The sequence below is a fragment of the Streptomyces sp. NPDC019937 genome, from assembly GCF_040631655.1.
GTDB lineage: Bacteria > Actinomycetota > Actinomycetes > Streptomycetales > Streptomycetaceae > Streptomyces.
Genome location: NZ_JBEYAL010000049.1, coordinates 1 through 14772 on the forward strand (window position 1 = coordinate 1; position 14772 = coordinate 14772).

Genomic DNA, 14772 nt, shown 5'->3' on the forward strand with positions numbered 1-14772 from the left:
GAGGGGGGTGCGGGGGCGGGCTGGGGGGTGGCGCCCCGTCTCGCGCGGGGCGCCCGGGGGTGGCGTCCCCCCACCCCCGGCCCGCGCCCCGGTCACCGGTGGAACCACCGGTGCGGCGGGGCGATCGCCTTCGGTACGGGACTACTGCTGGGGCGGCGGCTGCTGCCACGGCTGCCCCTGCCGCGGGGGCTCCTGCCCGGGCTGCCCCTGCTGCGGTGCCTGCTGCCAGGGCTGGCCGGGCTGGGGCGGCTGTCCCGGCTGCTGCTGCGCCTGGTTCGGCTGCTGCGGCGGCTGCCAGCCCTGCTGCGGTCCGGGCTGACCGGGATAGCCCGGCTGACCCGGCTGGCCCGGCTGGGGGTAGCCGGGCTGCTGCGGGGGCGGCCCCTGCTGCGGATAGCCGTACCCGTACGGCGGCGGCTGCTGACCCTGCTGCGGCGCGTACGCCCCCGGGTAGGGCTGCTGGCCCTGCCCGGGCATCGGCGGGGCCATCTGCGGCGGCTGAGCGCCGCCGTCGGCCGTCCACAGCCCCTGCGCCTGCTGCGCGCGGGAGAAGTCCTCGGCGACCAGGGCGGAGAGGTTGAAGTACGCCTCCCGGGTCTTGGGGCGCATCATGTCGAGGTCCACCTCGGCGCCCGCCGACAGGTGCTCGTCGAACGGCACGACGACCACCCCGCGGCAGCGGGTCTCGAAGTGCGACACGATGTCCTCGACCTTGATCATCTTCCCGGTCTCACGGACCCCCGAGATGACCGTGATGGAGCGCGACACGAGATCGGCGTAACCGTGCGCGGACAGCCAGTCGAGCGTGGTGCTCGCGCTGCTCGCACCGTCCACGGAGGGCGTGGAGATGATGATCAGCTGGTCGGCGAGGTCGAGCACCCCGCGCATCGCGCTGTAGAGCAGACCGGTGCCCGAGTCGGTGAGGATGATCGGGTACTGCTTGCCCAGGATGTCGATGACGCGGCGGTAGTCGTCGTCGTTGAACGTCGTCGAGACCGCCGGGTCCACGTCGTTGGCGAGGATCTCCAGCCCGGAGGGCGCCTGCGAGGTGAACCGCCGGATGTCCATGTAGCTGTTGAGGTACGGGATCGCGGTGACCAGGTCGCGGATGGTCGCGCCGGTCTCCCGCCGCACCCGGCGGCCGAGCGTGCCCGCGTCGGGGTTGGCGTCGATCGCGATGACCTTGTCCTGGCGCTCGGTGGCCAGCGTCGAGCCGAGCGCGGTGGTCGTCGTGGTCTTGCCGACGCCGCCCTTGAGGCTGATCACCGCGATGCGGTAGCACGAGAGCACCGGGGTACGGATCAGCTCCAGCTTGCGCTGCCGCTCCGCCTCCTCCTTCTTGCCGCCGAGCTTGAACCGCGAACCGCCGGTGTTGTTCTTCTTGGGCTTCTGCTTGCCGCGGATGAGCCGGTCCGAGGACAGCTCGACCGCCGCCGTGTACCCGAGCGGGGCGCCCGCGTTGCCCTGCCCGGGGCCCGGACGCTGCCGCTGGTCGGGCGTGACCACGGGCCAGCCGCCGGTACGGGGATCGGCCGGGGAGGCGGCGTCGGGGCGCGGGTAGCCGTAGCCGTCCTGCGGCTGGGGCGGCTGCTGGTACTGCGGCTGCTGATGCTGCTGCGGGTACGGCTGCTGAGGGCCGGGCGCGGGCGCGTCGGGGCGCGGGTAGCCGTAACCGTCCGGAGTGGGCGCCGGGGGCTGTCCGGCCTGCGGATAGCCGTACGGGGGCGCCTGGGGCCCCTGCGGAGCCTGTGGGTGGTGCGCACTCTGCGGCCCCTGCGGCCCGGGCGCGGCAGGCCCGGGCGCGGCGGGACCCGGCATGGCAGGGCCGGGTACGGCGGGGCCCGGCACGGCAGGGCCCGGCACGGCAGGGCCGGGTACGGCAGGGCCAGGAGCCGCGGGACCGGGCGCGGCAGGGCCGCCCTGCGGGTAACCACCCTGCGCCTGGGCCGGATTCGGCTCCGCCGCGGGCTGCGGCCCCGGCGCCCCGGCGGCCGGGCCGGGAGCGGGCTGCCCCTGCGCCCCCGTCGTTGGCGGTGCCCAGGGACCGGCCTGCGGCGGCAGCGGACCACCGGCGGCGCCGGGCCCGCTCGTACGCTGCTCCGGCACCGGGGGCGGGCCACCGCCCGGGCCGCCCGACTCCGGCGCGGCGGGCTGGAAGTCCGGCGGCAGCGGCGGCAGCCCGGACTGCGGGGCGGCGGGCGGCGCCCAGCCGTTGCCGGTCTCCGGCGGCGCCGTGGCCTCCGGCGCGGCGTCCTGCGGCCCGGCCTCGGCGCCCGCCGCCTTGGCGCGCTCCTCGGCCTCCCGGCGCAGCGATGCCGCGGAGAAGCGCATGGTGCCCTCGCTGCGCACCTCGCCGCTCCCGGCGTCGCCGTCGTCGTCCGCCCCGGAGGCGCCGGATCCCGCGTCGGCGGCCTGCTTGCGCTCGGCGATCTCGCGCCGCAGCGAGGCGGTGGAGAACCGCACCGTGGAGTTGCCCGCCACGGCACCGCTGTCGGAATCGTCGCCGTCACCGCTCGTTTCGGGCGTTTCGGAGGAGGCGGCCGGCTGCGGCGCGGCGGGCGCCAGCGCGTAGTCGTCGTCCTCGGCCGCGGCGTCGGGGAGGTCGGACGCATGCTGCTCGACGCGGTCGCCGCCGTCATCCGTCCCGGCGTCAACCGGGGCCGGAGCGGCCGGAGAACCTGACAAAGGGGGTGTTCCGCCGGCCTCGTCGTCCCGCGGCCCGACCTCCGCCTCCGCGTCGCCCGCGTCCTCGGCGGACGCGTCCGGCGCGGCCTGGTGCACGGAAGGCTCGACCGGCGCGGGCTCGGGGGAGGGCGCCGGGGGCGGAGGCGTCCACGCCCCCGGGGGGTCGTTCGGCTCCGGCGGCCCGGGCACGACCACCGGGGTGCCGACCGGCGGAGGCGGCGGAGGCGGCGTCGCCCCGGCGCCCGTGTCCGCCCCGGCCCCGGCGGCGGGCGCCGACGGCGCGGCGTTCTGCGTGTACCAGGCAGGTGGGGTGTAGTCGATGGTGAACTCGCCCGTGTGCTCGGTCTCGGCGTCGGACCGATCATCGCCGGGTGTGGTTCCGCCCGTGCGGATCTCGTCCCGATCGCTGCTCACAATGCCTCCTGGTGTGGTCGAACACCCTTGAAATTCATGGCGAGGCCGATCTGTTGCCGATCGCTACTGTCGTCCGACCGTTCGGCTTTCCCCTTTTGTGGCGCCGGGGACACCTGATCAGGTTCATCACCGTGCGCACACCAAGCCTAATCACGAGAACCCCGCGGGCGGCAGGCCCGTCCCGGCGCCGGTAAGCGTCCGATAGGTCACGTGTCTTCGCCGTACCGAAAGATGATCAGTACGGAATCCACTCGAATCACCCCAAGGAGGGGCTAGTCCACTCGGCGCGGCGATCCCAGCAACCCCGTCTCGGCGTCGGTCGCCTGCAGCGTCACGGCCTGCCGTGCCTCACGGGTACACCACAGGGTGACCCAGTCCTGAAGGGTTGACAGCGCCGCGACGTCGGGGCGGGGGAGGGCCATGATCCTGCCGATCTCCTCCGCCTCGTCGGGCGAGACGCGCTGGATCCCGACCAGCCCCGCGTGTTCCAGGAGCCGGGGCGCGACCGGGCTCAGATACGGCAGCAGGGTCAGCACCGACTGCCACGGCAGGGCGGAGACCCGGCCGCGCGGCGGGCGCATGCCACAGTCCCGAATGACCAGCACCGGGCTGCCCACCGAGGGGCCCTGGGGCGGGACCCGGCCCACGTCGAAAATGGTCATGCACTGCTGCCCGCCGCCCGCGACCTGCACCAGGTTGGCCCACAGATGCGGCCGTCCGGTCTCGATGGCGACCCGGGCGCCGGTGGCCGCCGCCCGGAAGGCCAGCACCTGAGCGGTCCACAGCCCCCCGACGAGCACCACGTCGAACGGTTCGGGCCGGTTGAAGCCGAGCACGGCGGGCTGGTTGTGGCCGTCCACGCCGATGATGACGCCGTCGTCGCCGACCGGCAGGGCGAGCGCGTCGAGCTGGTCGGCGGTGAGCGACTGGCGTCCGCGGCGGGGCCCGATGAGCCCGAAGCCGGGGCGCGTCCTGCGCGGTGCGCCCGGCGCGGCGGGGGCGTCGGGGGACGGGGCGGACGGAGTGGAAGTGGCCATGGCCATCAGCGAGTACCTCCCAGCGGAAGCGTGGCGAGCACGCCGGGCAACTGCTCGCGATCGAGACGTACGAGGCCGACCCGCACGCCGCGCGCGGCGCGCTCCAGCGCCTTGCGCGCGGTGACCAGATCGGTGTCATTGCGGCCGGTGACGCGGATGTGTCCGTTGATCGTGGAGGTGTTCCGGCCGCCCTCGCCCTGGGCGAGCGTCAGGCTGAAGGTGCTCGCCAGGGCGGGCATGGAGGTCAGCAGCGCCACCAGCTGGGGCAGCGGCGTGGCTCCCGTGCCCACCTGCGGCCACCGGCCCACCCAGTAGGTGGTGTGCCAGCGGTCGTCGCAGCGCCAGGCGCGCGAGGTCTCCGCGGTCCGGCGCGCCGGAGTGCTCGTGCGCCCCGCCTGGGTCGTCGCGTTCGGGTTGACGCATGCCGAGGTGGCGATGGCCGTGGCCAGTTCGCCCTCGGCCAGCGGCCTGGCCGTGAAACCCGCCCCGGTGAGTCGGCTGGCGAGCTGGTCGACCGAGCGCAGCAGACAGCGCTGAGCCCCCTCCAGGCCGCCGCCGCGGGCCCGTATGGCCTCCGGGCACAGCTCGGGATGGAGCTTGAGCGCCACCCAGGTCAGCCGGACGGCGGGCGCCCCGGCGTGCTCCTGGAGTGGGGCGTAACTGCGCGCCGCTGCCGCCTGCTCGGGCAGATGCGGCGCGGGCGCGGGCTGCGCGTGCTGGACGACCTGGACGGACTCCAGCCGGATGCCGTCCACCTCCAGCGCGTCGTGCAGCAGCGCGAGCGGAAGCGGCCGCTTGTCCCGCATCGGCCGCAACGGGGCGTCGTGCGACTGGACCTGGAGGACCGCCGTGAGGAACGTGCCGTCGCCGACCATGCCGATCTCGCGCCGGTCCCGGGAGAGGTAGGCGTACGTCCGCAGTGCGGGATCGCATTCGATGGCGGGGGCGAGCGAGGGGTCGATGCCGGCCGGGACGGGCTCCTTGGCGAGCCGCTGGCGGGCCCGCAGCGCGCTGATGGAGACGAGCCAGTCGGTGAACGGCTGCTGCCGGCGGCGCAACACCGCGAGCAGCACGAGCACCAGAGCGACCACCCCGGCGGGCACGAGCAGCAGCGAATCGACGGTCCAGGCGACGACGAGGATCGCGGCGGCGACCTCCACCAGCACGAGTTGGTGCAGCCGTACGGGGCCGAAGCTCCCAGTGCGTGAGGGCTGGCGCGGTGCGGCGGTGCGCGCGTGGGTGGCAGAGCTCATCAGGGAGGCCGCCCCTTGTCCTGGTCTCGTCCTGGTCGATTGTGTGATTACGGTATCGGAAAGGCCGCGTGAGGGTGGCGCGGGTATCAGCTGGGCCGAGTGGGTGAGTAATCTCCCCTGTGGCGACCAAGCGCAGACACGTGCGCAAGAACAACACGGGGAGAAGCGGGCTAAGACATGGCATCGCGGCGGGATGAGCTCAGCGCCTACACCTTTGCGAAGAAACGAATGGTTGCCTCGTTTGTGCAGCCATCGCCCACCGTCATGGACGACGGCGCTCCGCGCCCGCTGCGCGCCATTCTTCCCGGCGTCATCGTGGGGGCGCTGATACTGGCGGGATTCGGGGCCTGGGGGATGATCAAGCCGACCGCCCCGAAGGGCTGGGACGACACCGCGGCCCACATCATCGTCGGCAACGAATCCACATCGCGTTACGTCATTCTGTCGACGGGCGGAAAGAAGCAGCTGCACCCCGTCCTCAACCTGGCCTCCGCGAAACTCGTCCTCGAATCCGGCAAGTCCGGCATCGTTCGGGTGAAGGACTCGCAGCTCGACAACGGCGACATACCGCGCGGCCCGACCATCGGAATTCCGTACGCGCCGGACCGCATGCCGGCGTCCGATGAGGCCGTCAAGCAGAAGCGCTGGGTGGTCTGCGAGCAGCCCGGCGGCGGGAAGGACAAGGCCACGCAGAAGGCCGTCTTCGTCTTCGCCGACCGGGAGGCGTCGAAGGTCCAGGGTGCGCAGCGGCTGCGCGGCAGCCAGGTGATGTACGTCGAGGGCAGCAAGGGCCGTTACCTGGTGGACCCGTCCGGCACGAAGTACCTCTTGGGCGGTCCCCAGGGGGAGAAGAGCATGTCCGCGCGCCAGTACGACCTGCTGCTGCGGACCCTCTTCGAACAGTCCGCCGAACCGCAGAAGGTGACGGACGACTGGCTGGACACGCTGAAGGACGGCGCGCCGGTGGAGTTCCCCACCGTGCCGGGACAGCCGGGCGCGTCGGCCGGGGTCGGCTCCCTGCCCGACGAGGCCGACCGCGTGGGCATGGTGCTGCAGGCCCCGACGGGCGGCGGCACCCAGCACTACGTCGTGCTGCGGGGCAAGGTGCAGCCGGTCTCCGGCTTCGTCGCCAAGCTGCTGCTCAACAGCGAGCAGTTGTCCGGCCTCAACCAGCTCGGCAAGCCGATGAAGGTCAACGCGCAGGACTTCGTCTCCGACTCCGAGACCTTCGAGGGCACCACCGCCTGGCCCGCCGAGGCCCCGCGCCAGGTCAACTCCGTGGCGGGCACGTCCGGCTCCGCGGCCAGGGACACCGTCTGCAACGTCCTCACCAAGGTCGGCGGCAACGGCACGCCCACCCTGGAGACCTGGGCGGGCACGGACTACCCCGCGCCCGTCGTCGACGGCGGCACCAGCGCGTACGTCACCCCCGGCACCGGCCTGTTCTACCGGCAGTACCAGGGGCGGGCCACGAACACCGGTCAGACCTTCCTCGTCACCGACACCGGTCTGCGCTACCAGGTGCAGTCCAACAGCGACAGCAGCGCGGGCAGGTCCAAGATCGGCGGCTCCGCCGGCCGGCAGAAGGCCGCGACCGACGGACAGACGTCGGCCAACGAGGCGCAGACCCGGCTGGGCTACGGCGATGTGAAGCCGGTGCCGGTGCCGCAGAACTGGTCGCAGTTCCTTCCGATCGGGCCACGGCTCGACCTCAACAGCGCCCGACAGCCGCAGGGTTCGTGACGATGGACAACCGACACCTGAGGCGGGCGGCCGCGCTCTCGGCCGCGACCGTACTGGCGTGCCTCACAGGGGCGACGGGCGCGACGGAGCCCGTCGCCGCCGCGGCCACCTCCCTCGACGGCAACGGCCAGTGCACGTTCCCGATGAAAGAGCAGATCAAGGGAACACCCTGGTCACTGCAGCGGCTGGTGCTGGACCGCATGTGGGAGGAGACCAAGGGCAAGGAGAAGGACGGCACACCGGTCAAGGTCGCCGTCATCGACACCGGTGTGGACAACACCAACATCCAGCTGAAGACCGCGGTCGACGCGTCGAGCGGCGCGAACTACCTGCCCGTGCCGAAGGACGTCACCGGCGCCGACCGCAAGCGGGCGCAGAGTCCCACGTACGACGAGGTCGGGCACGGCACCAAGGTCGCGGGCATCATCGCGGCCCGGCCCCGCCCCGGCACCGGTTTCGTCGGCCTGGCCCCGGACGCGAAGATCATCCCCCTCAAGCAGAACAACGCCGAGGGCAAGGGCACCCCGCAGATGATGGCGCGAGCCATCCGGAAGGCGCTGGACGAGGGCGCGCGCGTCATCAACATCTCCCAGGACACCAAGGGCGCCCGCTCGCAGAGCGACCTGGAACTGGCGATCGCCGAGGCGATCAGGAGGGACGTGGTCGTGGTCGCCTCCGCCGGGAACGACGGCGCGGACGGCAAGTCGAAGCGCACCTATCCGGCCTCCTACCCGGGGGTCCTCGCCGTCGCCGCCTCCGACCGCAACAACGAACGCGCGTACTTCTCTCAGAGCGGCGACTTCGTCGGGGTCGCGGCGCCGGGCGTGGAAATGGTCTCCACCGTGCCCAAGGGCGGCCAGTGCGTCGACAACGGCACCAGCTTCGCCGCCCCGTACGTGGCCGGTGTCGCGGCCCTCATCCGCGCCAAGCACCCGGACTGGACGCAGCGGGAGGTCGTCGCCCAGATCGAGCAGACCGCCGAGCGCGGGGTCAACGGCCGCGATCGCTACATCGGCTGGGGCGTGATCGACCCGGTCAAGGCCCTCACCGACGACGAGCAGAAGATCGAACGACCCACCGTCGACAACGGCTCGGCCAAGAACGTCCCGAAACCCGAGCCGGGCAAGCTCGTCCTGGGCGAGACTCCCCACGAGCGCAGCGTGCGCCTGGCCACCTACGCCCTGGGCGCGGGCGCGGTCGTCGTGGCCATCACGGCGGGCGGCGCGATCGTCCTCCGCGACTGGCGCCGCCGACGGAGCGCGTGAGTCTCACGTTCCGTCTCACTCGTCCCATCCGTGTAACAACCCGGCAGCTGCTGGTCATGGACACGGGGACGATGACTAGAGTGGTGCCTTGACAACTTCGATCCGATGTACACGGGGTGGCAGCCGAGAGGCCGCCCTGCGGCATCCGATTCATGGGGGAAGGTGTGCCATGGCGGAAAAGCTCCGCGTAGAAGGCCATGACTTCAAGAGCCTGGAAAGCGCCATCGACTGGATGGAAGGTCAGCTGACCCAGCGAGTCGGCAAGCTCAACGGTGTGATCGACGAGATCGAGGGGCACTGGAAGGGCATCGCGGCCGGTGCGTACAACAACCTCCAGACGGAGGTCAACAACGACGTCCGCCGGGTCAACCAGCTGCTGAGCTTCACCAAGGAGCTGGTGAAGGCGAGCCGGGACGGCTTCGACGCAGAGGAACTCGAACAGCTCAGGAAGATCAAGAGCGTCGGGGGCGGCGAGAGCGGCATCCTGGGCTCCTTCCACGCCTCTTGATCCTTCTTGACCCGTCCGCTTCGCACCAGGAGTTAGAGCTCGATGGAAATCACATACGAAGGTGTCGTCAGCGCCTCGACCACGATCAAGAGTGAGGCCGACCAGCTCAAGACCGACCTCGACACGATCATGAGGAAGTGCAAGAGCGTTTCCGAGTCGTGGACCGGTGAGGCGCAGCTGGCGTTCAACGAGCGTCAGCACGAGTGGAACCAGCGCGTCAACCACCTGCACACGACCCTTCTCGAAATCTCGAAGAGGCTGATGGAGGCCACGGAGGGCTACAAGGCCAATGACCACCGTCAGGGCCAGCGCTTCGCGCAGGGGTAAGAGACGCAGCGCACAACCTGCGGTCGTGTCGTGGGTGCGGGACATGGCGGCCACGGCCGCGTGTCCCGCACCCACGACTGCCGCATGCCGGTACCCGGAGGAGGTGTTTCATGGCTGAGTCGGCACCAGACGGGGGGAGCTCTGCTAAGTCTCCTTCGTCGCCGAAACTCGACGCGCCCAGTGAGTCCTTGCAGGAGTTCAAGAAGCGCGTCGACAGACTTCTGACAGAACTGGACAAGTCAACCGCCGCGCACGGAACGCTGGGCGAACAAAAGATCGCCGCCACTGCCTACGGCTCGATCGAGCAGGCGAAGGATCTGGCCAAGGCGTACGACAAGGCGCACAGCCAGCTGCAACTGCTCTCCCGCACCCTGGGTGAGCAGCTGGAGGCGATGGGCATCACGGTGGGCGCCGCCGACGGCGACTACCAGGAGATGGACCAGGAGCACGCGCGCCGTCTGAAGGCGATCCAGGCGCGCACCCACAAGTACTACGAGAAGTATCAAGAAGAGCACGGCCACAAGGGCGGCAAGAAGCCCGGTGACGGTGTTGAGACCGGCGACGGTAAGAAGGCAGAACGCGGCGGCATATGATCGAGAACGGGGGATCAGGGCATGAGTGAGCCGAACATGTGCTATCGCAGCACGGCTTTCGATGGAATGTCCTACGATCAGATGCTCCTCTTGGTCGCCGGCACGGATGAAGAAGAGGTCATCCGTAAGGGCGAAGCGCTGAAGAGCGCGAAGGGTGAGCTCGACAAGATCGGCGATGAGCTCAAGAGGCGTGTGGGCCGCGTTACCTGGGACGGCGAGGGCGGTGACGCCTTCCGTGAGTGGGGCGACGACTTCGCCAAGCAGACGCTGAAGCTGGCGCAATACGTCGGTGACGTCGGCAAGGCCATGTACGAGGCGGGCAACGCGCTGAGCGAGGTCAAGAAGGCGATGCCGAAGCGGCCGGATGGCACGGGCGTGTGCTATGCGGACGCGGACAAGGAGAAGGAACGCCTCAAGACTCTGAAGGAGCTGGAGCCCGAAACGCGCGACCAGCTGCTGAGGCTTGCGGGCAGCTACGGGACGCAGGCGGGGGCCATAGAACTCTCCGGCAAGGACGCGCCGGTCTTCAAGCCGCTGCCGAATGCGGCCATACCTGACAGGTTCATTGAAGGCGGGCAGGAGTCGTACGGCTCCTCCGGCGGCTCCGCAGGAACCGTCTCCTCGGCAGGTGGCGGGGCGCCGAGTGCCCAGCATGCCGTCCAGGACGCGACGTTCTCTCCGGGGCATGCCGGCAACCCATCCGCTCCGAGTGCTGGTGGCCATGTCACCGTTCCGGACGCGACCCACACCAACATCGACGGTGTGAAGGAACTGCCGCGTACGGATCCGTCACCGACCCCCACCGCGCCCTCACCCACCGGGCAGCAGGGGCCCGGACGTGACATCACGAGCATGCCGGTCACTCCACCCGTATCCCCTTCCCCGGGGCCGGGCAGGTCCGGTCCGCCCGTGAACCCCGTCGGGCGGTCGGGTGGCCCCAGGCTGGGAGGCGGCAAGGGGCTCGAGTCCATCAACGCCCGCCCCACCACAAACCCCGTGCGTGCCAACAGGGACATCGTCGGTGGTATGCCTCCCCGTCAGACGCCGACGAGCGGCGATGCCCGGATCGCCCGCGGCCCGGTCATCGGCGGCGAGCAGGCCCGTACCACCGGCCGCACCGGACTCCCGACGACCACCGGCCAGGGCGTCGTGGGCGGACGACCCGTCACGGGTGCCCCGTCTCGCGGGTCGGCGTCCTCGGCCCGTCCGGGCAGGGTTGCGCGTTCCGCGAGCGAACTCAGAGTCAAGGGGGAGTTCACCCAGGGAGGAAGCGGTCTCGTCAGGGGCTCCGCTGGAGTGTCCGGTGTGCCGTCGAAGAATGATCCGCGTCGGTCCAAGGAACGGGATGGCGGACAGGTCCCCGACTACCTGACCGAGGACGAGGAGACCTGGACCGGGGGAGAGCGCCGAAACGTGCCTCCCGTGATCGAGTAAGACCCGCCCGTACAAGTCTCAGATGACGAGCACAGGACGAATAGGCACCATGAAAGAAACGCTCACTCTGGTCCGGAGCCGGGCATCGGCAGTACTCGCGCTGCTGGCGTCCTTGCTCGTCATCATGGGGCTCGTCGCGCCCTCAGCGCTGGCGGAGAACATGCGGGAACGCCAGTGGTACCTGGACGCCATGCAGGCGGACAGCATGTGGAAGGTCAGCTCCGGCAAAGGTGTAACCGTTGCCATGCTCGACAGCGGTGTCGATGCCTCTGTGCCGGAGCTTCGAGGGAAGGTTCTGCCGGGGAAGAACTTCGTCGAGCCCGGTACTGACGCTCGTACTGATCCGAAGGGGCACGGCACGGCCATCTCGCTGCTCATCGCCGGAAATGGAGCCGGTGGCCAGGGCGTCAAGGGCCTCGCCCCCGATGCGCGCATTCTGCCGCTCACGGTGACCGGGTCGACGAAGGAATCCGGGAACACCACTGTTCCAGTCCTCACCAAGGCCATTCGATACGCGGCAGACAGCGATGCGCAGATCATCAACATGTCTCTGGCCTTCCAGGACTACTCGCTCGAAAAGGGCGAGAGGGGACAGCTCCAGAAGGCGGTCGACTACGCGATCGGACGCGGCAAACTGTTGCTGGCCGGTTCGGGCAACGACGGAAACACGTCGAACGACGTCACCTACCCCGCGGCCAGTGACGGCGTGGCCGGAGTCAGTGCCATCGACAAGTCTTTGGCGGCGACCAAGTTCTCGAACCACGGCTCCTTCGTGGCTCTCGCGGCACCGGGTGAGGACATCCCGACCAGCTGTATCGGGAAATCCGGGTACTGCAAAACCTGGGGCACCAGCCAGGCCACCGGCATCACCTCCGGCGCTGCCGCCCTCATCTGGGCCAAGCACCCCAAGTGGACCGGAAACCAGGTGCTCCGGGTCATGATGGAAACCGCCGGCAAGCCCGCCGACGGCAAGATTCCCAGCCGCTACCTCGGCTACGGCACGATCCGCCCCCGCTACAACGTCCTGGAGAACAAGGGCGATCCGGGCCCGGCCGACGTCAATCCCCTCGTGGCCGCCAAAAAGCCCGATTCCCCCTCCAAGGACGACGACAAGGGCACCCCGTCCACTTCCCCCAAGGGCGGTGGCGCCGGGGCCGATAACGCCGCCGAGGGCACCGAAGGCGGCGGTGGCAGCGCGATGCCCTGGATCCTGGGTGCGGCGGGTGCCGTGGTCGTGGTCGGCGGTGGGGCCTTCGTCTTCCTCCGCCGCCGTAACGCCCAGCGATTCTGACTGTTCCTCAAAAAGTTCGCCGTGACGTACTGAATTCTTCGCGGTATGCCCCGAACTCTTGGCGTGCTAGCGTGCACGACACGTTTGAGCCACGCGCTCTGCAAACGCCTCGTAAACGGTCAGATAGGGGGAAGCGTGACTGACGAGATCTTTCGAGGAATGCGGGAGTTCCAGCAATATGCGGAAAAGCTCCAGCAGCTCATGACGGATATGCAGGATCAGGTTCCGCAGCACGCCACGGGCGAGGACGCCCAAGGCGCTGTCAGTGTCACTCTGGGCCCGGACCGGCTGCCCGAGTCCATCAAGGTCGCGTCCGACTGGCAGCGTCGGCAGCCCCCCGAGAACCTCGGCCCGGCCGTCGTCGACGCGTACGGCTCCGCCATGAGCGAGCAGATGGAGGGCTGGTCGCGCAGTCTCGAGCAGACGGGCTGGGAGGAGCGGGCCGCGGAACTCGACGGCATGCTCGAAATCCCCGGCCCGGGCAGCCGAAGCGGGTCCGTCACGCCTCCGGAGGTTCCCCGGCAGGACCTGCGCCAGGTCCGTCCGAGGCCCATGGAGGACGTGGTCGAGGACACCCTCTCCAGTCTTGATGCGCTCGACGGGCTGGACGAAAACTCCTTCCAGGTCCCGGAGGTCACGGGAGAGGCGGCCGCGCGCCGGGTCACCATCGGCCTCGGCGCACACGGCCTGGTGTCCTGCGACGTGGATCCGCAGTGGGCCGCCCAGCAGTCGTCCATCCGGTTGAGCCAGGCCCTCAACGAGGCGCTGAACAACGCCCGGAGCAGGCTCGGTGACGTCCGGAGCCCCGCCGCCGCCCAGATCGCGGAACTGAACCCACAGGGCCTCATGAACGAGTTCCTGGCCATGCTCAACGACCCGCAGCAGCTGCGCTGACGTGCTCACTGGCTCGGAAAGGAACTGAGGCCCCATGGGGAAGGACCATCTCAAGGTCATCACGGACGCCATTCGGTCCGAGGCCGGCATGTGGGACAAGCAGGCCAAGGCCATCGGCGAGGTCGGCACCACGATCAAGGGCATGCGGCCCAGCCGGCTCGAGTACGGCATGTACCAGATATTCGTCGGCGCCTACCAGGACGTCATCGATCACTTCTCGGCTCGGTGCGCCGAGGGGGAGGCGCGGATGACGGACATCGCCGACGCCTTGGTCAAGAACGCGAAGGCATACGACAACCACGAAGCCGACACCAAGAAGTCGGTGGAAGAGGCCTACTAGTCCCGAACGGCGCTCGGGGAACGGGGAGAGTAATGGCATTCAGTCAATCGGCGTTCGAAGATCTCATCGAAAAGATCAACGAGAAGTTGAAGAAGGCCGGCGAGCTGATGGACAAGATCGTCGATCGGGCCAACGACTTCGCGGGCAAATGGTATATACCTGACGCCGTGGCGAAACCGGTCATCGCCGCGGTGAACAAGCTCGTCGAATTCGTCAACTGGGTTCTTGAGAAGATCGGTGAATTCCTCAAGGGCGTCATCGCCCCGGTGATGCTCTTCCTGGACTCCCTCGACTGGCAGGACGAGAAGGTCCGCGGCAAGGCGAGCACCGCGTCCTCCACCACGGCGAAGGGGAACCTCCAGGCCCCGAAGGAGTGGAAGGGCGACGGGGCCGACGCCTATACGGGCGCCATCTGGACCCAGTCCTCCGCCGCCGGCCAGGTCAGCAGCGGCGCCGACTCGATCGCCGGCAGTCTTCTGGTCGCCGCCGGAGCGGGGCTCGCCTTCTACGGAGCCATCGGTCTCTTCCTGGTTCAGTTCATCCCCGCCCTGGGCACCGCGGCGGCCGCCGGTGCGACCGGTGTCGGTCTCATCCCCGCCGCGATCGCCGCCATCGGGGAAGGCACCGCCGGATGGGTGCTGCTCACCACCGCTTCCCTCGCTCTGGTGACCGTGCTCGGTGACCAGGCGAAGACCCTCGCCGAGCTGAAGGGCCAGGCGGGCGACAACAGCGCGTTCCCGAACGGCCACTGGCCGATCGGCACCGCCTGACCGGTACCACTTTTGGGGTGAACCTGTGTACGGACCTCGTATCGCCGGAGTGAGCATCGCAGTCCTGGCGTTGCTGTGGCTGATGATGCCCGTCCTCACCGACTGGGCGGTCGTACCGTCCAAGCCCGTGGGCGTGGTGCTCTGCGTGCTGGTCGTGGCGTGTCCGGCGATCGGTGAGGTGTTCACGAAACGGCAGCAGCGGCACAACCGCCGCTGAC

The 14772-nt window shown here is 69.8% G+C and carries 14 protein-coding genes; 11 read left to right on the forward strand and 3 right to left on the reverse strand.

Going from position 1 to position 14772, the window contains the following annotated elements; genetic code table 11:
• Positions 1-141 precede the first annotated feature (141 nt).
• The 3 genes from ABZ562_RS35245 to eccE form a co-directional block, all read right to left on the reverse strand.
• Positions 142-3099, reverse strand: a complete 2958-nt coding sequence (locus ABZ562_RS35245; RefSeq protein ID WP_361487810.1) for an SCO5717 family growth-regulating ATPase — start codon at positions 3097-3099, stop codon at positions 142-144.
• A gap of 272 nt (positions 3100-3371) precedes the next feature.
• Positions 3372-4142 (reverse strand): hypothetical protein, encoded by a 771-nt coding sequence (locus ABZ562_RS35250; RefSeq protein ID WP_055556854.1) that lies wholly within the window; start codon positions 4140-4142, stop codon positions 3372-3374.
• On the reverse strand, positions 4142-5389 hold the full coding sequence (eccE, locus tag ABZ562_RS35255) for a type VII secretion protein EccE (RefSeq protein ID WP_361487813.1): 1248 nt from the start codon (positions 5387-5389) through the stop codon (positions 4142-4144). The genes ABZ562_RS35250 and eccE overlap by 1 nt, the downstream gene beginning before the upstream one ends.
• 177 nt (positions 5390-5566) lie before the next feature.
• On the opposite strand from eccE, the gene eccB reads away from it, so the two are divergent.
• The 11 genes from eccB (at position 5567) to ABZ562_RS35310 (ending at position 14771) form a co-directional block, all read left to right on the forward strand.
• Entirely contained in the window at positions 5567-7132 is a 1566-nt protein-coding gene (gene eccB, locus ABZ562_RS35260; RefSeq protein ID WP_361487815.1) for a type VII secretion protein EccB, read from the forward strand.
• A gap of 2 nt (positions 7133-7134) precedes the next feature.
• Positions 7135-8397, forward strand: a complete 1263-nt coding sequence (gene mycP / locus ABZ562_RS35265; RefSeq protein ID WP_361487817.1) for a type VII secretion-associated serine protease mycosin — start codon at positions 7135-7137, stop codon at positions 8395-8397.
• 169 nt (positions 8398-8566) lie between these two features.
• On the forward strand, positions 8567-8905 hold the full coding sequence (locus ABZ562_RS35270) for a WXG100 family type VII secretion target (protein WP_361487820.1): 339 nt from the start codon (positions 8567-8569) through the stop codon (positions 8903-8905).
• Between the two features lie 42 nt (positions 8906-8947).
• Entirely contained in the window at positions 8948-9232 is a 285-nt protein-coding gene (locus tag ABZ562_RS35275) for a WXG100 family type VII secretion target (protein WP_361487822.1), read from the forward strand.
• A gap of 110 nt (positions 9233-9342) precedes the next feature.
• Positions 9343-9825: a hypothetical protein gene (locus ABZ562_RS35280; RefSeq protein WP_361487825.1), complete on the forward strand. Its 483-nt coding sequence runs from the start codon at positions 9343-9345 to the stop codon at positions 9823-9825.
• A gap of 21 nt (positions 9826-9846) precedes the next feature.
• Positions 9847-11259: a hypothetical protein gene (locus ABZ562_RS35285; protein WP_361487828.1), complete on the forward strand. Its 1413-nt coding sequence runs from the start codon at positions 9847-9849 to the stop codon at positions 11257-11259.
• 49 nt (positions 11260-11308) lie between these two features.
• Positions 11309-12550 (forward strand): S8 family serine peptidase, encoded by a 1242-nt coding sequence (locus tag ABZ562_RS35290; protein ID WP_361487830.1) that lies wholly within the window; start codon positions 11309-11311, stop codon positions 12548-12550.
• Between the two features lie 135 nt (positions 12551-12685).
• Entirely contained in the window at positions 12686-13444 is a 759-nt protein-coding gene (locus ABZ562_RS35295; RefSeq protein WP_361487833.1) for a hypothetical protein, read from the forward strand.
• Between the two features lie 34 nt (positions 13445-13478).
• Positions 13479-13784 carry a hypothetical protein gene (locus tag ABZ562_RS35300; RefSeq protein ID WP_361487835.1) on the forward strand — a complete coding sequence of 102 codons (306 nt, stop codon included), beginning with the start codon at positions 13479-13481 and terminating at the stop codon, positions 13782-13784.
• 32 nt (positions 13785-13816) lie between these two features.
• A complete protein-coding gene (locus ABZ562_RS35305) occupies positions 13817-14554 on the forward strand; it encodes a hypothetical protein (RefSeq protein WP_361487836.1) in 738 nt (245 codons plus the stop codon).
• Positions 14555-14603: 49 nt separating this feature from the next.
• Positions 14604-14771, forward strand: coding sequence for a hypothetical protein (locus ABZ562_RS35310; protein ID WP_361487839.1), 168 nt, complete (start codon positions 14604-14606; stop codon positions 14769-14771).
• Position 14772 lies beyond the last annotated feature (1 nt).